This window comes from Priestia sp. JNUCC 25 (assembly GCF_053667915.1).
Map to the genome: position 1 here is coordinate 4,315,996 of NZ_CM132211.1, position 19,814 is coordinate 4,335,809.

Here is a 19,814-nt window from a genome sequence, read left to right on the forward strand (position 1 = left end):
TTTGTTCGGATCTTAACTTCAATTAATATGTTTTTGTTCCAGCCTCTTTAATTGGCGTCGTTTGCAATGACAGCCTGTTGATTCTCTTCTTGGTCTTTTACTTCTTGTTCACCTTTTTTCTTTAAATCAAAATACGTATCGAGCGCAGAACGAGCAAGCTCTTTTGTAATGGTATTTGGTGCACTTGGCACAAATGCCGATGGTACCACCACAGCTACTGCAATTTCAGGATTATTTGCCGGAGCAAAGGCCACAAAGTTTGAATTATTAACTTTAATAGGGTCCCCTCCGCTTGGGTTTTTCTCATAGGCTTGTGCCGTTCCTGATTTACCAGCAGGATTATAGTTCGCTGTATGGAAAGCTGCATACCCTGTACCGCCTTGTTCTTGCGTAACGCGCTTAAAGCCACTTTGAACATCTTTAATGTATTCTTCTTTCATCGTGATACGATTTAACACATCAGGCTCAAATGAATGCTGCGTACCGCCAATTTCATCGGTTTTAATCGTTGGTTTTCGGATTTCTTTTACTAGCTGCGGCTTAATGCGATACCCTCCATTAGCTATTGCAGAAGTATATTGAACAAGCTGCAGCGGCGTGTACGTATCATACTGACCAATTCCTAAATCAAGCGCCGTACCTGGAACATCGCTTCCACCTTGGACACCTGTTGATTCGTTATCAAGGTCTATGCCTGTTGATACGCCTAAGCCGAACTGACTGTAGTAAGAACGCAGTTCGCTGAATGTATCAGGTTTAATCGGTAAAGTCATGTTTTTATGATACTGTAACCCAGCCATAGCCATTACCGTTTTAAACATAAATACGTTGGATGAATATTTTAACGCAGATGAATACGTTAAGGGTCCTAGCCCTTCAGCCTCAGCTGATTTTTTAACCGGTGTTCCTTTAATTTTTAACGGTTCATCAACGAACACTGTGTTTGGCTTAATAGCTCCTGAATCTAAGCCGGCTAAAACCGTTGCTCCTTTTACAACAGAGCCCATTGTATAAGATGTTGAAATATTCCCCAATGAAAAATCTTCTATTTTAGGCGCCCCAGTCTTCTTATCAATGGTGTATTTTTTACCTGCCATTGTTAAAATTTCTCCTGTGTGAGGATCCATCATAATAACAAAAGCACGGTCTAAAAATTGCGTTCCTTTCATTTGCTTTTTAGCTAAAAGCTGGTCCGTAATTTGTTTTTCTACTGCTTTTTGAAGCTCCATATCAATAGTTAAAACCAAATCACTGCCGCGTTCACCTTTAGACACTTGAATTGTATCAAGGAGATTTCCTTTTTTATCTGTTACATATTGAACTTTTTCTTTTTGACCGCTGAGCTGGGCTTCGTATTGCTTCTCTAAATAGCTCGTCCCAACTTGGTCATTTCGGCTATAGCCTCTTGACAAGTAATACTGTACTTTATCTTTGGGCAGTCCTTCGTTGGCAGATGATACATTTCCAAGCAAAGTACGGAGAGTACTGTTTTCTGGGTATGAGCGATCCCAATACGTTGTTGTATCAACACCTGGAAGTTCATCTAAGTGCTCACTTACAACGGCATACTCTTCATTTGTCACACCGCTCTTAACAATTTGCGGGGTGTTAGAGTAACCTGCCTCCATTTGGCGCTTAATAGCGAGAACTTCTAAATCACTCTTTAGACTTTCTAAATCTTTTTTAGAGATGCGGTCTAACTGATGTTGATACAGTTCGTCATCAGTCATTTCACCATCTTGAACTTTTTTGCGATCAGCTTGCGTAATTTTCTGTTCCGCTTCTTTAGGGTGAAGCATAATCCAATAATCCTTCATATCGCGTTCTGTAATTTTTACCACATTTTTAGCATCTTTATTCTTTTTATTTTCTGGAATATCAATCACATTTGTGGTGTAAGGAACATCGATCATAGTGGCTAACTTTTTAGCGATGCGCAGCCTTTCTTCAGCTGTATTTCCTTGAAAACGAGTATATGTAATCGTATTTAAAGAGGTATTATCTACAATTACGCGGTTATAACGATCGTACATTTTCCCTCGAGGAACAGGCGTACTGACCGTAACGTCCTGTGTTTTTTCGACTTCTCGTTCGTAATTCTCACCGTACACAATTTGAACAAGTCCCAACCGCAAAATTAATACGGAAAATAGGGCAAATACGGTCAAGAAAAGTAAGTTCACACGAAAAGGCACGTGACTTTTTCTTCTTTTTTTCTTTTTCATACCAACACCTACACTTTATAAAACATATATACCATAACACCATAAAATCAGACATTTAGCAAATAAATAGACACCTGGCAGGTGCCTATTTACACAACGTATTTATTCTAAAAGAAAAGCGAAGCATTTTCCATAGTACAAATGAAGGAGCTGACAACACTCTAAGCTGGAGACTCTCCGTCTCCTTCATTTAATACCGGAGGAGTAACAGTCGTTTCTTTTTTGTGCAGAGGCTGTGAGATATGTCTCACACAAAAATAAATGATCGTATGCCCTGCTCCAACAATAGCTAATAAAATGGGAATACTTTTTGCTTCATCAAAAATTAGTACAGCTATTAAAAATAAAGATATGGAAACGACGCGCCCGATATTCAGAAATACTTCTCTGACAACAATGTATTCAATTCTTTTTGAAACAACGTCTTTTGCTCGTCCAATCACATCGTACGTTAGAGAAATGAATGGAACCAACAAAATAGGATAGGCAATGGCAATACAAACAGCATATATAATTAACTTTGGATACGATAAGTTAAAGATAAGCAAAAAGACTGCTCCATAGAGAAGGAGGCCTCCTGTGAAGATAAACCGAAGGCGATTTTTTTGCTTAATAAACCTTGAGGCAACATAGTATCCTACAAACGCAACCGCTGAATTCACCAGTCCATATGTTCCTAAAGCTAATTCACTTCCCGTCGTAATAAATACCATGACGGATACAACAAAAATGAACGTACCTTCACGCAACCCTTGAAAGAAATGAGCCTGCAATATTCGATTCCAGTCTTTATTGACTTTTCGTTCAGCCCATACTTCTTTAAATTTGTATACTCCTTCCGCTGCGCGTCTTGTAATAAAAAAACTAAGCACAACGGCACCGATAAACAATAGCAGCGATACACCAAACACAATTTTATACCCAAGTGATTCATACAAAGCGGAAATAACAAAGCCCGCTCCTAAAGGACCAATCATCCCTGCAAAAGAGTTTAAGATCCCTAAAAATCCGTTGAAAAAGTCTCTTGTATCAGGTTCTGTAATTTCAAAAGTTAGCACATTAAAAGCTAGCCAATAAAAGCCGTATCCTATACCCAGCAGTCCACCAAGCAATACTAAATACTCGGCTGCGTTAGCTCCACTGACTAATACAGCGATATAAAAAACAGCTAAAAAAGATACACCTAACCTTAAAACCACAACCCGGTCAATTCGTTTGGCCCATTTACCTGCTAAAATAAACGTAAGCGGCTGAAGCACCACTACCGCTAAATTATAAATAGCGAGATCCGAAAATTCGCCTGATTGTTTCCACAGATAAATGTTAACAAACGAATTGGAAATTGAAATAGCCAAGGCATAAAGACCGCCTATAATTAAAAGCAAAAGTAAATCTTTACTAACTTCTACATCTCCAACTACTTTTTTTAATAAAGGCATATCAAAAAACTCCTTTTCTCTTCTACACCTAGTGTGTGAAAAAGAAAAGGAGATATGTAAAAGAATTGGAAAACAAAAAAGCCAGTAAAGGTAATAATTACTTTACTGGCTCTTAAATACGTCTTCAGCTTATTTTGCAGCGTCGTAACGCTTAGCAACTTCGTCCCATTTTACAACATTAAAGAATGCTGAAATGTAATCTGGACGGCGGTTTTGGTAATTTAAGTAGTAAGCGTGCTCCCAAACGTCTAGACCAAGAATTGGCGTTTTGCCTTCCATTAATGGGCTATCTTGGTTTGGTGTGCTTGTTACTTCTAATTCGCCGTTGTTTACAACTAACCAAGCCCAGCCAGAACCGAAGCGAGTTTTAGCTGCATTTGCAAATTCTTCTTTGAATTGATCAAAGCTGCCGAATTTGCTAGCGATAGCGTCTGCTAATTCACCAGTTGGAGCACCGCCGCCGTTAGGGCAAAGGATTGTCCAAAATAATGAGTGGTTCGCATGACCGCCACCGTTATTGCGTACTGCTGTACGGATATCTTCAGGAACAGCATCTAAGTTTGAAATTAACTCTTCAATACTTTTGCTTTCTAAATCCGCTTTGCCTTCAACAGCAGCGTTTAGATTTGTAACATATGTGTTGTGATGTTTTGTGTGGTGAATATTCATTGTTTCTTTGTCGATATGTGGTTCCAGTGCATCGTATGCATAAGGTAGTTCTGGTAATTTGTAAGCCATGAATAATTCCTCCTTCAAAATATGTAAGCATTTTGGCGCAAAAGCACCATATACGTTTAGATTAGCAAATTTACCCTACTGTTTCAAATAAAAAGTTCCTAATCCATGATTTATATTTACCTAATTCCCATTCGCTATTCTTTTAAACATAAAAAAAGCTTCTTTTTCTCAAAAGAAGCTTTGAATAGACAATAGTATGGCGGAGGAAGAGGGATTCGAACCCCCGCGGGCTTTAACACCCCTGTCGGTTTTCAAGACCGATCCCTTCAGCCGGACTTGGGTATTCCTCCAACCCTATAAATGGTGGACCCTGCAGGACTCGAACCTGCGACCGGACGGTTATGAGCCGTCTGCTCTAACCAGCTGAGCTAAGGGTCCACATGGCTCCACAGGTAGGACTCGAACCTACGACCGATCGGTTAACAGCCGATAGCTCTACCACTGAGCTACTGTGGAACAATATGAATTATGTATGTCACAAACGCAAATTGGAAAATAGCGGCGGAGGGGATCGAACCCCCGACCTCACGGGTATGAACCGTACGCTCTAGCCAGCTGAGCTACACCGCCATGGCTCCACAGGTAGGACTCGAACCTACGACCGATCGGTTAACAGCCGATAGCTCTACCACTGAGCTACTGTGGAACAATATAACATTTACTAGCGACATTAAAAATTTAACATGTTTCTAGCCTAAAGTCAATATATTATTTTAAAACAGCGTATAAAAAATAGGCAATCATCAGCAGTTGAATAAATCCTTTTGAAATAGCGCCACTAAAAAAGCCAATAACCGAACCTACTCCAATTTTTACTGCGTTGCTAATTGTGGTCCGATGAACAATCAGTTCTCCTACAATCGCTCCGATAAACGGCCCTAAAATAATTCCAAATCCCGGAATGACAAACGGACCCACAAGCAGCCCAACTGTACTTCCCCAAACACCTGCTTTAGTGCCTCCGAATTTTTTCACACCAATAATATTAGCTATATAGTCTGCTAAAAAAAGTGCGACAACTAACAATCCTTGTATCACCCAAAATAACCAGCTATAGGAGCTAAAATCATAAAATAAACCGTATATAACAAATCCTAGAGCTACAAATAGCACGCTTGGGATGATAGGATAAACCAACCCAACAAACGATACAACAAAGCTAATGATAATTAATGCCCAACATAAAATAGCCATGCCCGCACCTATCCTTTTTATTATTACTATTTATCATACAATAATCACTCCTATAAAGAAAGACCTTGCACGACGAGTCCTTCCTTTATTTTACTTTCGAATACCTCTTCAAATAATGATTTTCGAGTGTACCTCTGCAATATTAACAGCACGGTCCTCAAGCTACCCGTAATATCCTCAAAAACAATGACGGCAAAACCTGTACATATACGCATAAGATGTGCTTGTGACAAAACGCTCCACCGCATCATTGTAATTGGTAACGGTTTCTAAAATCTATTGTAAACCTTAAATTTTCGCTATAAAATAAGGTATAATCAGAATCTTCAATAAGAGGAGGCTTTACAATGAGCATGCTGAAAAAGATGGCATGGAGTTTTACTTCCTTCAAAAAAATAAGGTCGCTTCGCTTTGAGCATACGAATAAAACAATTGGCTTTGTGCTGTTTTTAACATTTATTTCTTTGCTGCCTACATTTTTCTTTATGACTTTGACGATTGTAAACGGCTATCATATCGCTACTACAGATCTTCCGAAATCTGTTCCTTCTTTTTCTATTTCAAACTCACAGCTTACGTCAAGTCAACCTTTCACAAAAAAAGCAAACGGTACCGCTTTTATCTTAAACCCCTCACAGTCTATTGAACGGTTTCATTCCCCTGCTCATGCAATTGGTTTTTTAAAGGATGGAATTTACATCACGACTAATTCACAAACACAAACGTATTCATATGAGTTGCTAAACTGGCATCATAAAGATAAAAATGAACTGCTAAACTTGCTTCACGAACAAAAATTTTCTTTATACATACTTGTCCCTATCGCTATGCTTTTACTGTACGTATTAACATCTGGACTAAACTTCCTTTCTATTACCTGCCTTGCTTATCTTGGAAAACTGATTGGACTCATTACTAAAAAGCAGCTTCCTTTCAAGCAGCTATGGGCACTGAGCGCTTATAGTACGGTAGCCTTCACGCTGCTTTATACGCTTTTTGAAGCTTTTTCTTTGTCTCTAGCACTACATAGCTCTCTTTACTGGATAGGAACATTCTTCATTTACTTGTTGCTCGTCACAAGGGTTCCTATAAGAAAAAAGGTAAAACCTAATAAAGATGCTGGGACAAACATATTTTAGTTGAAGGAAAATCCAAACGAGGAATCTAGATTCTTGATAGAGAATCCAACTCGTTCGGATTTTTTTATTGATATGGTGAACGCAGGTTTCATGTATGCGGCTGCTTCTAGGTGGTGATTGGAGTGATTTAGTTAAGTCTCAGCCTCTTTATTTCGGTACAACTTTTCTTCTTCCCATTGCAGAAGAAAGAATTTTCAACTGATACAAAACCCACAAACCTCCTGCTGTGAGCAGAATAAAGCTATAAACAAACATCAGCCTTTCAGCATGCATCCACACTTCAAAAACAACAGGTCCCAACGCTACTCCTAAAAATCTCACCGTTCCATAAATGGATACAATAAACCCTCTTTCTTCGTCTGAAGCCGCTGAAGTAATCATCATATTAATACACGGAAGAACAAATCCTAAGCCGCCAAAGGCGACTGTCAAACAAAACATCAGCACAGGAAGCGTATAAATAATCGTTAATACTCCAAACATTAGGAATAAAAGAGTTATCCCTACTATCATTAATTTTTTCATGAGCTCTAGATCTGTTTTGATGCGTTGACCGGTCCAGTAAGAAACGAGCGTCATCGCACCAAGAGGAAATAAAAAAGCGGTTCCTTTAAAAAAACCGTCTATATGATACGTTTCCTCTATTAGAAAAGATAAGTAATATAAAATGCCAAATAATAAAAACAACCCTAATCCCCCGACAAAGAATAAAGGAAAAAGCGATTTTCTTTTATCATAGACAATCCCAATAGCTTTCTTTAAATATTCTTGAACAGATACTGAATCCGAACCTGTTTTCCCTTCTCTCACATACATCACTATACCTACTAAAGCAGCACCTGCAGCTAAAGGATAGACAAAAAACGCGGCATACCATACGACGAGTGCTGCCGATGCTCCAATTATCGGTGCAACCACTTTTCCAACTCCGTTATACACTTCTAAAATCCCGAGGACTTTTGCTCTTTTTTCCCCTGTAAATACATCTCCAGTTAATGCCATTGCCAACGTTGTAGTACCTGCAGCTCCAATCCCTTGAATGACTCTGCCTGCCATCAACACAGCAAAGCTTCCAGAAGAGAATGAAGCACTACTAGCAGCGATGATACTACCTATTATCATCATGACGAGTGAATATATGATTAACTTTTTACGCCCATACCGGTCTGATAAAATCCCTACAGCAGGGATACACAATGCGGCTGGAATCGAAAATGCACTCAGTATCAAACTGGTTTGAACTCCGCTTAAATGAAGTGACTTTTGAATGCTTGGCAGCAGAGGAATGAGCATGGAATTTCCCAGCACCATGATTAAAGGCAATAAGCCTAATGAAACAATCATTAATTTTTCTTTCAATTTTCGTTCTCCAATCATATTTAAGTAAGACAAGCATAGGCTTTACACATAAGCAAAAGAATGAAGGAGGAGCATAATGAAAAAGCTATGTGCATTAGCCGCTTTCGCTTTTATCGGATATATTTGTCACTACGACATTAAATACGGGACCATTCCCACTGCTACTGAAGCAGTTCAAGTCAGCAAAGCGCAGCCTGCAGAAACAAAAGCCGCCAGCTCTTCTTCCACCTATACAAAAATAAAAATTAAGCCAGGCGATACAGTTTTGTCCGTCATTGAGGAGCTTACAAAAAAATCGATACCGGTTTCTATGAACCAAATGATTACAGACTTCAAAAAGTTAAATAACGGTACAGCGCCTGAGGATATTCAAATTGGAAAAACGTATAAGTTCCCTATTTACAAGTAATGACAGCATTCTTCTTGTCAAGATGGGATAGTCATTGTTAAAATAGCTAAGGTAGTACTTTCTACTAGTTATTTTGTTCATAAAGAGTTATTCTATTAATGAATTCAAATTCTTGATTTCATTTTGAAGGAGAGATTATCACGTGAGTGAAATTATACATCGTACAAAAACACGCCCGGTTAAAGTTGGAGATTTAACAATCGGAGGCAGCAACGAGTTAGTTATTCAAAGTATGACAACCACTAAGACACATGATGTTGAAGCAACGGTTGCAGAAATTAAACGTTTAGAAGAAGCAGGATGCCAAGTTGTTCGTGTTGCTTGTCCAGACGAGCGCGCAGCAGATGCAATCCCTGAAATTAAAAAACGCATTAACATTCCATTAGTTGTGGATATTCATTTTGACTACCGCTTAGCATTAAAAGCAATTGAAGGCGGAGCGGATAAAATCCGTATCAACCCTGGTAATATAGGTCGCCGTGAAAAAGTGGAAGCTGTTGTAAATGCTGCAAAAGCTAAAAATATTCCAATTCGTATTGGAGTTAACGCTGGTTCACTTGAAAAACGTATTTTAGATAAATACGGCTATCCGACAGCAGATGGCATGGTAGAAAGTGCACTTCATCACATTAAAATTTTAGAAGACCTTGATTTCCATGACATCATCGTGTCAATGAAAGCATCGGATGTTAACTTGGCAATTGAAGCTTATGAAAAAGCTGCTCAAGCATTTGACTACCCTCTTCACTTAGGAATTACAGAATCAGGTACATTATTTGCAGGAACTGTAAAAAGTGCAGCAGGTCTTGGCGCTATTTTATCTAAAGGAATCGGAAATACATTACGTATTTCTTTAAGTGCGGATCCTGTAGAAGAAGTAAAAGTTGCGCGCGAATTGCTAAAATCATTCGGTTTAGCTTCCAATGCTGCAACTCTTATTTCTTGCCCAACTTGCGGACGTATTGAAATTGATTTAATTAGCATTGCTAATGAAGTTGAAGAGTATATTTCAACTGTAAAAGCACCGATTAAAGTAGCGGTACTTGGCTGCGCTGTAAACGGTCCTGGTGAAGCTCGTGAAGCTGATATCGGGATTGCAGGAGCACGCGGTGAAGGTCTACTATTCCGCAAAGGCGAAATCGTACGCAAAGTTCCTGAAGAAACAATGGTTGAGGAACTAAAAAAAGAAATTGATAAAATTGCTGCTGAATATCACGCAAAGCAAGAAGCTGAAAAAGCTGCAGCTAAATCATAACCCAAAAAAAGCGAGGCGCATATGCGCCTCGCTTTTTTTTATGAAAAGAACGGTAATATAAACGTACCGACAATAATCGATACAACTCCGATCCCTATTGCCCATGCTCCTAGCGTAAGTGCTCCTTTTCTGCGTGCGATAAACCCTAGAATAATCCCAGCGGCACCAAGAATAATTGGTAAAAAGAATAGTGAAAGAATCGAAAGCACGAGTGCGAAACGACCGTATCCCGTTCCTTCTCCTCGTCCAGCGACTTCATGATTGCGATTGCGATCAATATCTATAACTTCACGCTCTGCATGAGGCTCTCCTACTCGGTAAGGAACGCCCACTTCAGCTGCAGTTTCTTCCATGAAATCAGCTTCATATACATCTTTTCTACGCCTTTGTTCTTCATTCTCCATGCTTAATCCCTCGCTTTCGTAAATAAGGAGCATTTATAGTATCTGAATGCGAGGGAAAATTATAAGTGTCAATCTTATACAGCTGCTCACTCTCTTACAAGAAATAGGTACAGACGCAATCACCAGGCCATGCAGTGATCATTACGTTTTGCCAAAGGCGTATAAAAAGTATTACTGTTTCTGTTTGGGCTTTATGTTACACTAGACAAGAATAATCAAGCACCTAAGTAGAATAAACGTATTAAAGGAGTGCACGTAGTTGACGAAAAAGTTTGGAATTGACATTGATGGAACTGTTACTTCTCCTGAAACTTTTGTTCCTCATTTAAATAAAGCCTTTAACTTAAATTTAACACTTGAAGACATTACAGAATATGATTTCAGCCCTTTTGTAAATGTATCACCTGCTGAACTCGGGAAATGGTTTAAAGCAAATGAACGCTCTATTTACGAAACCTCTCCACTTGCAGACGATGCAAAAGCGGTTTTGCAAAAATGGCATCAAAAGCACGAATTATTCTTTATTAGTGCAAGGCACGATAAGCTATTGGACGTCACGGAAGAATGGTTTCAAAAAAATGAACTATCGTTTCATCACATTGAGTTAGTCGGATCTCATTTTAAAGTTGAGACAGCAAAACGATATGATGTTGATATCTTTTTTGAAGACAAACATGATAATGCTTGTGAAATCAGTGAAGAATGCAATATCCCCGTTATCTTATTTGATACTCCTTATAATCGCTTACCTGTTCCAAAAGGAGTGGTTCGCGTATACAATTGGCTAGAAGCAGATCAGTGGGTAGCCAGCTGGTTAAAAGAACAGCAAAAATAAAAAAGAGAGGTGCATAACGCCCTCTCTTTTTTATTGATTACATTCTATACATTGACCGTAAATTTCAAATTTATGGCCTGTAATATTGTATCCTCGCAAATCCTCGTCTACATACTCCATCGGACAAGCTTCAATTTCTTTTGTTTTTCCACAATCTAAACAAATGAAGTGGTGATGATGATGGGCGGTTGCACATTTAAATCGAAAGTGCTTTTCGCTCGAAAGCTCTGTCATTTCAAGTACGCCTAACTCCACAAACAATGATAAATTACGGTAGATTGTATCAAAACTCAGACCAGGATAATCAGGCTTCATGTATTCTAATACATCTTTTGCCGTTAAGTACTTATTTGATTTTGAAAACAGGGCAAGCATTTCTTCACGTTTTCCTGTATGTTTATATCCTTGATCTTTTAATAAATGAATGGCTTCAGTTAAATTCATTTTTGTTTCCCCTTCCGTCCTTTATTAATCATAATAGATATGATTAAAATAACAACAGCAATGACAACAATTGTACCGCCTGGTGCTAAATCCAAGTAGTACGCTGAAAATAATCCGCCTAAAACAGATATTTCACCAAAAATCACCGAAAGCAAAATCGTTTGTTTAAAGCCTCTAGCTAAGCGAATGCTTGCTGCTACAGGAAGAGTCATAAGAGATGACACTAATAAGATACCGACGATACGCATCGATACAGCAATGACAAGAGCAACCATCACAATAAATAAAAAGTGCATCCACTTCGATTTAATCCCAGAAGCAGAAGCGTGCTCCTCGTCAAAAGATAAAATAAACAATTCTTTATATAAGAAAAAGACAATAGCTATAACAAATACGGCTATAACAACAACTGTCCAAAGATCCGAACGACTCACCGCACTTACGCTTCCAAACAAATAATTCATTAAATCATTATTAAAACCGTCCGCTAGCGAGATACAAATTGCACTAATACCAATTCCGCCCGATAAAATAATCGGAATGGCCAGCTCTTGGTAATGCTTGTAGACGCTTCGAAGTTTTTCAATGAAAAGAGCGCCTGTAACGGAAGATACCATCCCTAAATAGACGGGGTTCACTCCTTGCATAAACCCTATTTTCTGACTAAGAAGCAAGCTCGCAGAAATCCCCGCTAGCGTCACGTGACTTAACGCGTCTGCAATTAAAGAAAGACGTCTTACTACGATGAACGTGCCCAATAAAGGAGCTAAGACGCCAATAATCATACCGGTTAAAAATGCATTTCGTAAAAACTCAAATTGAAATAAACTGCTTATCATACGTGCTGCCCTCCATGATGATGATCATGGGTTAACACATGAACATTATGACCATAAAACATAGATACGTCATGTTCACAAAGCTGTTCGAATTCTTTGGCATTCCCATGAAAGTGTAGAAATTTATTTAAACAAGCAACGTGGGTTACTTTTTCTGAGACAGTGCCAATATCGTGAGTGACAAGCACGAGCGTAATTCCTTTTTCCTTATTTAACTTTTCAAGAAGCTCATAAAAAGTGTACACATTTTGTGCATCCACTCCGACTGTTGGCTCATCTAAAATTAACAGCTCGGGTTCACTTACAAGCGCGCGTGCAATAAAAATTCGCTGCTGCTGACCACCGGATAGTTCTCCTATGTTTCGATTTAAAAATTCGCTCATCCCCACTGCTTCTACCGCTTCTTTCACTTTTTGTTTATGAGAAGCATTCATAAAGCGAAACAAACCTAATTTTGAAGTAAGACCCGTGGAAACCACTTCAAAAACGGTAGCAGGAAAGCCGCTGTTGAAACTATTCGCTTTTTGCGATACATATCCAATTTTACTTCGTTCTTTAAACCTTCTCTGATCTTTTCCAAATAAACGAATTGCACCTTGAGATGGTTTTTGCAAACCAAGCAAACATTTGATTAGCGTTGATTTCCCAGAACCATTTGGACCAACGAGACCCAAAAAAGCTCCTTTCGGAATTGAAAAACTTATATCTTCTAATACATTCACTCCATCATATTGAAATGATAAATGATCAATTTCAATGATATCAGGTGTATTCATATGCGCCTCACCATTCTTTTTTTATATTTCTCCATACAAAAGAGGGCACGGTTTCTATCGTATACTCCGTTACCCATTTACTTTCTCAGAATCATTACGATTTAGTCATTAATGTAGTATACAGGATTGTCTTTTATTTGTAAACTAAGCCGTTTCACTCCTTCCCTTTCTTGCCTCTGTAAGTTCATCCGACTCAAAATGTTGTTTTATTACACAATATAGTCACATCTTTCTTTTTTATTCATAAACTGTATATGACGAGGAGGTAATCATATGAAAATTGTACAGCAGATTGTCAATAAGAAAGTAAACAACATTACCCCGAAAGAGCTTTTAAAGTATAGCAAACAATACAACATCCCCATTACAGATCAGCAGGCACATACCCTTGTATCCGTCATTAGACAGCAGCCCGTAAATATTTATAACCTTGAAGAGCGCCGAAATTTAATCAAACAAATTGCTCAAGTAACAGATCGTGAAACTGCCAGACGAGTGAATGAATTATTTCAGCAGTTGATGTAAAAGAAGAGGTCATGTCTATAGACATGACCTCTTTCAACCACATATGAAATTACATAAGCTTTTGTTTTACCTCTGAATCAAAGCTTTGTGCACGAATCATATCAATTTCCAACTGATATGGCGCTTTTTTATTTTTCTTATCTTCTCCTACATAAGGAGTTTCTAGAATTTTAGGAACTTCTGTAAACGCTGGGTGATGAACAATATAATTCAGTGAACCAAATCCGATTTCACCAAATCCAATATTTTCATGGCGGTCTTTTCGAGCACCGCATACATTTTTACTATCATTGATGTGAAGCACTTTAATTCGCTGTATTCCTACGGTTTTGTCAAATTCATTTAATACACCGTCAAAGTCTTGAACGATATCATAACCAGCATCATGTACGTGACATGTGTCAAAACAAACAGAGAGCTTTTCATTGTGCGTCACGCCATCAATAATTTGGGCAATTTCTTCAAAGCTTCTTCCACACTCTGTTCCTTTTCCAGCCATTGTCTCAAGCGTAATTTGAACTTCTTGATCAGCTGTCAACACTTCGTTTAGACCTTTGATAATTTGCTGAATACCGGCATCTGCTCCAGCACCCACGTGAGCTCCTGGGTGAAGAACAATTTGCTTTGCGCCAAGAGCATGGGTGCGCTGAATTTCAGACGTTAAGAAATCTACTCCAAGCTCAAATGTTTCGGGCTTTGTTGTATTTCCTAGATTAATGATATAGGGAGCATGTACAACAATATCTGTCATTCCATGCTCTTTCATATGCAAAAGACCAGCTTCAATATTAAGCTCTTCAATCTTTTTGCGACGAGTATTTTGTGGAGCGCCTGTATAGATCATAAACGTATTTGCTCCGTAAGAAGCTGCCTCTTCACTTGCTCCTAAAAGCATCTTTTTGCCGCTCATCGATACGTGAGAACCAATTTTCAACATTCCTTTTTACACCTCTAACCTATTGCGATTAACGATTGTTGCGTCTTTCACTACGCTTTTTCTTTTGCACATACTTTGTAATTTCACGAGCACGTTTTTTCTTGTAGCCAGGCTTTACTTTCTTCGGCTTTTGAATAAAGCGATGTGCCTCTTCTCCCACTTCATCCGCTTTCTTCACACGCTTTTTACGGCGGTTACGGTCATCGATGGAAACCCATTCTTGCTTTTGAAGATCTTTGTTTACAAACTCGATTCCCATTTTCTCCAGCTTATTTACTGCATCTTCATCTTCCACATCGAAGATTGTAGCAGCAATGCCAGAATGACCGGCACGAGCTGTACGTCCTACGCGGTGAATGTAGAAATCTAGATCTGAAGGAAGCTCAAAGTTAATGACGTGTGAAATTCCTTCAATATCAATACCGCGAGCTGCTAAATCTGTCGCTACTACGTATTGAAATTCTAAATTATTAATTTGCTTCATCATTTTCTTACGGTCACGAGGAGATAAGTCTCCGTGAATTCTTCCTACCTTTAAGCCTTTAGACAGTAGGTCATCTGCTACTTCGTCCGCCATTTTCTTTGTATTTGTAAAGACGATAGCTAAATAAGGATTATACGAAATAAGCATATCATGCAGCAGCTTAAACTTGTTACGATGACGCAGTGGAACTAATACATGCTCTAATTTAGCTGCTGCTGCTTGCTTCGGCGAAACATGCGTAAATTTTGGATTTTCCATGTATTTTTTTAAGAATGGCTTTAATTTTTCAGGAATAGTTGCCGAAAAAACAAGCATCTGTAATTTTTCAGGCATGTTGCTTGCCAAACGGTCCACATCTTCTAAAAATCCCATATCAAGCATTAAATCAGCTTCGTCTACTACTAACGCCTTTGTTGTATACACAACTAACGCTTTTTCATTTACTAAATCAAACAAACGAGCCGGTGTTCCTACAACAACTTGAGGCTGCTTCTTTAATTTGTCGATTGTACGCTGCTTATCTGTACCGCCGATAAAACATTTTGCTGAAATTTCCTCTCCTTCAGCACTGTGTTTTGTTAGCTTTAATACTTCTTGATAAATTTGAGAAGCAAGCTCACGAGTTGGAGCGGTGATCACAACTTGTACTTCTTCTTTTTTAGGGTCTACCTTTTCAAGTAAAGGCAATAAATAAGCGTGTGTTTTGCCGGTCCCTGTTTGCGACTGACCAATTACACTTTCCCCTTTTAAAACGGAAGGAATTAAGCGCTCCTGAATCTCTGTAGGCTGATAAAAACCTAATTGTTTAATTGCTTCTATTAAAAATGGTTGAAACTCAAAACGTTCAAAGTTTGTTTTTTCCATAATAGTCTCCTTTTTTACATTCACGTTCATCTTTTAAGGCACAATATATGATTATAATCGATTTTTCCTTCTGTGACTACTTCTCATTCATATTACTAAAACTTATTACCTGTTTCAAAAACATTTTATCGCGAGTTGCATACGATAGTAAAAGAAAATCTACTTTACTAAAGGAGGTGCGTCCTTTGCTACAGCGAAGACCACCATTTCCACCCGGTATGCAAAGAAGAATGATGCCAGGAATGCCACCACAAAACGGCTTTGGGCAACAACCTGGTAACTTTGGCCAATTTAATCCATTACAGCAGTTTCGTAACTTTGCCCAGCAAACAAATGCTCAACAATCATTTTACCCGAATCAGCAAGGCCTGAACCGTGGAGGAGGTAACTTCTTAACTCGCCTATTCCGAAGAGGCGGAAATAGAAACATACCATTTCAACAAGCGGCTGCAGCTGCTCCTCGAGGTTCTTTGTTTTCTGGACTTTCAGGAGCCCAAGGTGCTGCAGGAGCGACTAACTCTTCTTCCCTGCTTGGAGGTTTGCAAGGATTAACGAACCCTGCTAACTTGAGCTCCATGATGGGGAATGTTCAGCGAGTACTAAAAGCAGCGGAAACGATGGGACCTATGATTCAACAATACGGACCTCTTGTCAAAAATGCTCCTTCTCTATGGAAAATCTATCAGGCCTTGCGCTCAAGTGATGACACAGATGAAGTACTCGAAGCAGAAGGAACAGAGGTTTCTGAAACGGATGAAAGTAAAGACAGTAAGGTTTTATCAGCAGGCGCAGAAAGCACGGATTCATCCGATGATGAGCTGGATTTCTTTGAAGAAGAAATTGAACATTCATCCAGAGATCGGGTGTCTAAACCAAAACTTTATATTTGATAAATCTGCTGATTCCTTAAGGAAATACAGTGAGCAAAAAAAGAATATCTTTGTATTCTTCCTTCCTCTTTTATATAATAGAAGCGAGTTGAATTGCTCGTCAGGATTATGATGAGGAGGAAATTGAAATGAAAGTTATTAAAATTGCACCGCGCGGCTATTGTTATGGTGTAGTAGACGCAATGGTCATTGCACGAAACGCCGCTTTAGATAAATCATTGCCTCGACCAATCTATATCTTAGGAATGATTGTTCATAATAAACACGTTACAGATGCGTTTGAAGAGGACGGCATTATCACACTGGACGGTGCTAATCGCCTGGAAATCTTAGACCAAATAAATGAAGGAACCGTTATTTTTACTGCGCACGGAGTATCTCCAGAAGTAAAAGAACGAGCAAAAGAAAAAGGCTTAACAACAATCGATGCTACATGTCCGGATGTTACAAAAACCCATGACCTTATTCGCCAAAAAGAAAAAGAAGGCTATGACGTTATTTATATCGGAAAACGAAATCATCCTGAGCCAGAAGGTGCACTTGGTATCGCGCCAGATATCGTTCATTTAATTGAAAAAGCAGAAGACGTAGCCCATTTAAATATTCAACGTGAGAAAATCATTGTAACAAATCAGACAACAATGAGTCAGTGGGACGTTGCAGAAGTAATGGAAAAGGTAAAAGAAAAATATCCGCACGCTGAAGTTCACAAGGAAATTTGTTTAGCTACACAAGTTCGCCAAGAAGCTGTAGCCGAGCAAGCAGGTGAAGCAGATGTTACAATTGTAGTAGGAGATCCTAAAAGTAACAATTCAAACCGTTTAGCTCAAGTATCAATGGAGATTGCCGGCACTGAGGCATATCGTATCGGTGACATCTCAGAACTTCAGATCGAATGGTTGATGAACGCGAAAACCGTAGCTGTTACGGCAGGCGCATCTACCCCTACTCCAATCACAAAAGAGGTCATCAATTTTCTAGATCAGTTTGATCCGGAAGATGAAACAACATGGACACGTGAAAAAAGCGTGCCTCTTTCAAAGATTTTACCAAAAGTTCGAACAAAAAAATCGTCTTAATAGACGCAAAAGAAGGTGTTGACATTCGTCAACACCTTCTTTTTTTGTTACATAAACGTAAATGGGTTTGTGTCTACTTTTGAATCAAATACTTCACACTCAAAGTTTTTCGCATCAAAAAGACTGTTTAATACACGCGTTACACCTTGTCTCATAACTTTTTCAACATGATGACCAGGATCTACAACGTTTAAGCCCATTGCCATTGCATCATGCGCAACGTGGAAATACAAATCACCTGTTACATAGGCATCTGCTCCGCTAAATTTTGCGTTTGTAATATATTTGTTTCCATCTCCACCAAGAACAGCTACTTTTTTCACTGTGGCATCCATAGCCCCTACTACTCTAACACCGTCCACATCCAATGCTTGTTTAACATGAGCGGCAAACTGTTTTAACGTCATCTCTTCTTTTAACTTACCAATTCGTCCAAGTCCAAGCGTCTCGCCCGTTTGTTCCACTGGATAAATGTCATAGGCTACTTCTTCGTAAGGATGAGCACTGAGCATGGCACGAATAATTTTATTTTGTTGACCCGCTTCAAAAATAGTTTCAACTTTTGTTTCATTTACACGTTCTAACTCTCCTTTTGAACCAATGTATGGATTGGCTTCTGAAGAAGGTTTAAATGTGCCTTCCCCTTCAGTTGAAAACGTACAGTCGCTGTAAAGACCCACATGTCCAGCTCCCGCATTACAAATAGCTGTGCGCACTGCTTCAGCATGATTTGAAGGAACAAATACAGCAAGCTTTTTCAGCTGAATAGACGTTGTTGGAACCAGCACTTTTGTCTCTTGTAGCCCCAATGCTTCGGCCAACAAGTCATTTACTCCACCTTTAGCTATATCTAAGTTTGTATGAGCAGCATATACAGCAATATCATGTTTGATGCATTTCTCTAAAATACGCCCTTCAGGACGATCTGTAACCACTTGTTTTAGAGGTCTAAAAATAGGAGGATGATGAGCAATAATTAAATCCACTTGTTTTTCAATCGCTTCGTCTACGACCGTTTCAAGAACATCTAACGTTACCATTACTTTTTTTACAGGCTTGTTTAACGTTCCAATCTGTAAACCAATTTTATCTCCTTCAACCGCTAAATGCTTGGGAGAAAATGATTCAAATGCTTCAATTACTTGAAATCCGTTAGGGATTTTACTCATTTTAACGCCTCCTCAATTAATGAGATGTCTTGGGTAAGTTTTTGAAGTTTTGCTTTGCTTTCCTCGGACTGAGCCTGCTCCATTTGGCTGACAATTTGTTTAAGATGATTTAGTTCATACGTCCACTTTGTCGTAAAAGCAGAAGAGCGCTTTTCTTTTAAAATAGGGCCCATTAACACACCGGCTTCCACTTCACCGTTATAAGGAGCTAAGGCGTTTCCAGGTTCAGCGACGATGACTTCATACATACGACCGTCTTCTTCGATGATTTTTTCATCAATGATTTCCCAGTTGTGTTGAATCAGCCAGCTGCGAATATGATGTGAACCAATATTCGGCTGAAATACAAGTCTTTTTACTCCTTCTAGTTTCGCCTTTCCTTCTTCTAAAATCATCGTAATAAGCGTTCCGCCCATTCCGCAGATTGTAATACAGTCTACTTCATTCGGTGATATTACTTCTAGGCCGTTTCCTTTTCGAACGTCAATAACGTCCGTTAAGCTTGTTTTTTTCACCTGCTGAATAGCAGATTGAAGAGGACCTTCTGTAATTTCTCCTGCTACGGCACCGCTAATATATCCATTTAAATAAGCAAAACACGGCAAGTATGCATGATCTGAGCCAATGTCTGCTATCTTTGCTCCCAAAGGAATCGACTTTACTACTTCTTCAAGTCTTATTGATAAGTTTAATTCATTCATTTTGTCACCTATTCTCTATGTGATTACTGTTCATTATTTTAACATAGATAGCTGCATGATTCCTATTTCTCTTCATGTTTTCCTTTTAGCCGAATGCTTATAAAAAAAC

Annotated in this window: 20 protein-coding genes and 5 tRNA genes; 7 read left to right on the forward strand and 18 right to left on the reverse strand. The window is 38.9% G+C overall.

All coding sequences use genetic code 11. The features are described 5' to 3' along the window. Positions 1–47 precede the first annotated feature (47 nt). The 9 genes from JNUCC25_RS22660 to JNUCC25_RS22700 form a co-directional block, all read right to left on the reverse strand. Positions 48–2,225, reverse strand: coding sequence for a peptidoglycan D,D-transpeptidase FtsI family protein (locus JNUCC25_RS22660; RefSeq protein ID WP_025601560.1), 2,178 nt, complete (start codon positions 2,223–2,225; stop codon positions 48–50). Positions 2,226–2,386: 161 nt separating this feature from the next. After that, positions 2,387–3,664: an MFS transporter gene (locus tag JNUCC25_RS22665; protein WP_025601562.1), complete on the reverse strand. Its 1,278-nt coding sequence runs from the start codon at positions 3,662–3,664 to the stop codon at positions 2,387–2,389. Positions 3,665–3,793: 129 nt separating this feature from the next. Beyond that, entirely contained in the window at positions 3,794–4,402 is a 609-nt protein-coding gene (gene sodA, locus JNUCC25_RS22670) for a superoxide dismutase SodA (RefSeq protein ID WP_013059198.1), read from the reverse strand. Between the two features lie 197 nt (positions 4,403–4,599). After that, positions 4,600–4,692, reverse strand: a tRNA-Ser gene (locus tag JNUCC25_RS22675). Positions 4,693–4,703: 11 nt separating this feature from the next. Beyond that, a tRNA-Ile gene (locus JNUCC25_RS22680) sits at positions 4,704–4,780 on the reverse strand. Positions 4,781–4,783: 3 nt separating this feature from the next. Beyond that, a tRNA-Asn gene (locus JNUCC25_RS22685) sits at positions 4,784–4,858 on the reverse strand. A 40-nt stretch (positions 4,859–4,898) separates the two neighbouring features. After that, positions 4,899–4,972 (reverse strand) — tRNA-Met (locus JNUCC25_RS22690). Between the two features lies 1 nt (position 4,973). Next, positions 4,974–5,048: transfer RNA gene (locus tag JNUCC25_RS22695), tRNA-Asn, on the reverse strand. Between the two features lie 62 nt (positions 5,049–5,110). Continuing rightward, positions 5,111–5,596, reverse strand: a complete 486-nt coding sequence (locus tag JNUCC25_RS22700) for a DUF456 domain-containing protein (RefSeq protein WP_013059199.1) — start codon at positions 5,594–5,596, stop codon at positions 5,111–5,113. Positions 5,597–5,943: 347 nt separating this feature from the next. Here JNUCC25_RS22700 and JNUCC25_RS22705 point away from each other — a divergent pair, with 347 nt between their 5' ends. Beyond that, positions 5,944–6,735 (forward strand): DUF1189 domain-containing protein, encoded by a 792-nt coding sequence (locus JNUCC25_RS22705; RefSeq protein ID WP_029320189.1) that lies wholly within the window; start codon positions 5,944–5,946, stop codon positions 6,733–6,735. 147 nt (positions 6,736–6,882) lie between these two features. Here the strand turns inward: JNUCC25_RS22705 and JNUCC25_RS22710 are convergent, their stop codons facing one another. Next, positions 6,883–8,094: an MFS transporter gene (locus tag JNUCC25_RS22710; protein ID WP_029320187.1), complete on the reverse strand. Its 1,212-nt coding sequence runs from the start codon at positions 8,092–8,094 to the stop codon at positions 6,883–6,885. Positions 8,095–8,170: 76 nt separating this feature from the next. Here JNUCC25_RS22710 and JNUCC25_RS22715 point away from each other — a divergent pair, with 76 nt between their 5' ends. Together JNUCC25_RS22715 and ispG are read left to right on the forward strand one after the other, a co-directional pair. Next, complete coding sequence (locus JNUCC25_RS22715; RefSeq protein WP_013059203.1) at positions 8,171–8,503, forward strand: hypothetical protein; 333 nt, start codon at positions 8,171–8,173, stop codon at positions 8,501–8,503. 151 nt (positions 8,504–8,654) lie between these two features. Beyond that, positions 8,655–9,758, forward strand: a complete 1,104-nt coding sequence (gene ispG / locus JNUCC25_RS22720; protein ID WP_201763664.1) for a flavodoxin-dependent (E)-4-hydroxy-3-methylbut-2-enyl-diphosphate synthase — start codon at positions 8,655–8,657, stop codon at positions 9,756–9,758. Positions 9,759–9,796: 38 nt separating this feature from the next. Here ispG and JNUCC25_RS22725 read toward each other — a convergent pair whose 3' ends face one another. Further along, the gene (locus tag JNUCC25_RS22725) at positions 9,797–10,162 is read right to left on the reverse strand and encodes a G protein-coupled receptor family protein (RefSeq protein ID WP_013059205.1); all 366 of its coding nucleotides are present in this window, start codon (positions 10,160–10,162) and stop codon (positions 9,797–9,799) included. A 259-nt stretch (positions 10,163–10,421) separates the two neighbouring features. Here JNUCC25_RS22725 and JNUCC25_RS22730 point away from each other — a divergent pair, with 259 nt between their 5' ends. Continuing rightward, positions 10,422–10,997 carry a 5' nucleotidase, NT5C type gene (locus JNUCC25_RS22730; RefSeq protein ID WP_013085038.1) on the forward strand — a complete coding sequence of 192 codons (576 nt, stop codon included), beginning with the start codon at positions 10,422–10,424 and terminating at the stop codon, positions 10,995–10,997. Positions 10,998–11,027: 30 nt separating this feature from the next. Here the strand turns inward: JNUCC25_RS22730 and JNUCC25_RS22735 are convergent, their stop codons facing one another. The 3 genes from JNUCC25_RS22735 to JNUCC25_RS22745 are packed head-to-tail and all read right to left on the reverse strand — an operon-like array spanning position 11,028 to position 13,056. Continuing rightward, entirely contained in the window at positions 11,028–11,441 is a 414-nt protein-coding gene (locus JNUCC25_RS22735) for a Fur family transcriptional regulator (RefSeq protein WP_013059207.1), read from the reverse strand. After that, a complete protein-coding gene (locus JNUCC25_RS22740; RefSeq protein WP_013059208.1) occupies positions 11,438–12,280 on the reverse strand; it encodes a metal ABC transporter permease in 843 nt (280 codons plus the stop codon). Before JNUCC25_RS22740 ends, JNUCC25_RS22735 begins: the two co-directional genes overlap by 4 nt. After that, complete coding sequence (locus JNUCC25_RS22745; RefSeq protein WP_013059209.1) at positions 12,277–13,056, reverse strand: metal ABC transporter ATP-binding protein; 780 nt, start codon at positions 13,054–13,056, stop codon at positions 12,277–12,279. The genes JNUCC25_RS22740 and JNUCC25_RS22745 overlap by 4 nt, the downstream gene beginning before the upstream one ends. A 273-nt stretch (positions 13,057–13,329) precedes the next feature. Here JNUCC25_RS22745 and JNUCC25_RS22750 point away from each other — a divergent pair, with 273 nt between their 5' ends. Then, complete coding sequence (locus tag JNUCC25_RS22750) at positions 13,330–13,581, forward strand: DUF2624 domain-containing protein (RefSeq protein WP_013059210.1); 252 nt, start codon at positions 13,330–13,332, stop codon at positions 13,579–13,581. Between the two features lie 49 nt (positions 13,582–13,630). On the opposite strand, the gene JNUCC25_RS22755 is transcribed toward JNUCC25_RS22750, so the two are convergent. Both JNUCC25_RS22755 and JNUCC25_RS22760 read right to left on the reverse strand, forming a co-directional pair. Further along, positions 13,631–14,518 (reverse strand): deoxyribonuclease IV, encoded by an 888-nt coding sequence (locus tag JNUCC25_RS22755; RefSeq protein WP_454222498.1) that lies wholly within the window; start codon positions 14,516–14,518, stop codon positions 13,631–13,633. A 28-nt stretch (positions 14,519–14,546) separates the two neighbouring features. After that, entirely contained in the window at positions 14,547–15,866 is a 1,320-nt protein-coding gene (locus JNUCC25_RS22760) for a DEAD/DEAH box helicase (RefSeq protein ID WP_013059212.1), read from the reverse strand. Between the two features lie 176 nt (positions 15,867–16,042). Here JNUCC25_RS22760 and JNUCC25_RS22765 point away from each other — a divergent pair, with 176 nt between their 5' ends. Both JNUCC25_RS22765 and JNUCC25_RS22770 read left to right on the forward strand, forming a co-directional pair. After that, positions 16,043–16,756, forward strand: coding sequence for a YqfQ family protein (locus JNUCC25_RS22765; RefSeq protein WP_223272395.1), 714 nt, complete (start codon positions 16,043–16,045; stop codon positions 16,754–16,756). A 128-nt stretch (positions 16,757–16,884) separates the two neighbouring features. Beyond that, positions 16,885–17,835: a 4-hydroxy-3-methylbut-2-enyl diphosphate reductase gene (locus tag JNUCC25_RS22770; protein ID WP_013059214.1), complete on the forward strand. Its 951-nt coding sequence runs from the start codon at positions 16,885–16,887 to the stop codon at positions 17,833–17,835. Positions 17,836–17,882: 47 nt separating this feature from the next. On the opposite strand, the gene JNUCC25_RS22775 is transcribed toward JNUCC25_RS22770, so the two are convergent. Next, positions 17,883–19,004 (reverse strand): Nif3-like dinuclear metal center hexameric protein, encoded by a 1,122-nt coding sequence (locus tag JNUCC25_RS22775; protein ID WP_078082175.1) that lies wholly within the window; start codon positions 19,002–19,004, stop codon positions 17,883–17,885. Then, complete coding sequence (locus tag JNUCC25_RS22780) at positions 19,001–19,705, reverse strand: tRNA (adenine(22)-N(1))-methyltransferase (protein WP_454222501.1); 705 nt, start codon at positions 19,703–19,705, stop codon at positions 19,001–19,003. The genes JNUCC25_RS22775 and JNUCC25_RS22780 overlap by 4 nt, the downstream gene beginning before the upstream one ends. Positions 19,706–19,814 lie beyond the last annotated feature (109 nt).

Bases quoted from the DNA above. Each gene is read 5' to 3' on its own strand.
- JNUCC25_RS22660 (WP_025601560.1), bottom strand. From the start codon at position 2,225: ATGAAAAAGAAAAAAAGAAGAAAAAGTCACGTGCCTTTTCGTGTGAAC.
- JNUCC25_RS22665 (WP_025601562.1), bottom strand. From the start codon at position 3,664: ATGCCTTTATTAAAAAAAGTAGTTGGAGATGTAGAAGTTAGTAAAGAT.
- sodA (WP_013059198.1), bottom strand. From the start codon at position 4,402: ATGGCTTACAAATTACCAGAACTACCTTATGCATACGATGCACTGGAA.
- JNUCC25_RS22700 (WP_013059199.1), bottom strand. From the start codon at position 5,596: ATGGCTATTTTATGTTGGGCATTAATTATCATTAGCTTTGTTGTATCG.
- JNUCC25_RS22705 (WP_029320189.1), top strand. From the start codon at position 5,944: ATGAGCATGCTGAAAAAGATGGCATGGAGTTTTACTTCCTTCAAAAAA.
- JNUCC25_RS22715 (WP_013059203.1), top strand. From the start codon at position 8,171: ATGAAAAAGCTATGTGCATTAGCCGCTTTCGCTTTTATCGGATATATT.
- JNUCC25_RS22725 (WP_013059205.1), bottom strand. From the start codon at position 10,162: ATGGAGAATGAAGAACAAAGGCGTAGAAAAGATGTATATGAAGCTGAT.
- JNUCC25_RS22735 (WP_013059207.1), bottom strand. From the start codon at position 11,441: ATGAATTTAACTGAAGCCATTCATTTATTAAAAGATCAAGGATATAAA.
- JNUCC25_RS22740 (WP_013059208.1), bottom strand. From the start codon at position 12,280: ATGATAAGCAGTTTATTTCAATTTGAGTTTTTACGAAATGCATTTTTA.
- JNUCC25_RS22745 (WP_013059209.1), bottom strand. From the start codon at position 13,056: ATGAATACACCTGATATCATTGAAATTGATCATTTATCATTTCAATAT.
- JNUCC25_RS22750 (WP_013059210.1), top strand. From the start codon at position 13,330: ATGAAAATTGTACAGCAGATTGTCAATAAGAAAGTAAACAACATTACC.
- JNUCC25_RS22755 (WP_454222498.1), bottom strand. From the start codon at position 14,518: ATGTTGAAAATTGGTTCTCACGTATCGATGAGCGGCAAAAAGATGCTT.
- JNUCC25_RS22760 (WP_013059212.1), bottom strand. From the start codon at position 15,866: ATGGAAAAAACAAACTTTGAACGTTTTGAGTTTCAACCATTTTTAATA.
- JNUCC25_RS22770 (WP_013059214.1), top strand. From the start codon at position 16,885: ATGAAAGTTATTAAAATTGCACCGCGCGGCTATTGTTATGGTGTAGTA.
- JNUCC25_RS22775 (WP_078082175.1), bottom strand. From the start codon at position 19,004: ATGAGTAAAATCCCTAACGGATTTCAAGTAATTGAAGCATTTGAATCA.
- JNUCC25_RS22780 (WP_454222501.1), bottom strand. From the start codon at position 19,705: ATGAATGAATTAAACTTATCAATAAGACTTGAAGAAGTAGTAAAGTCG.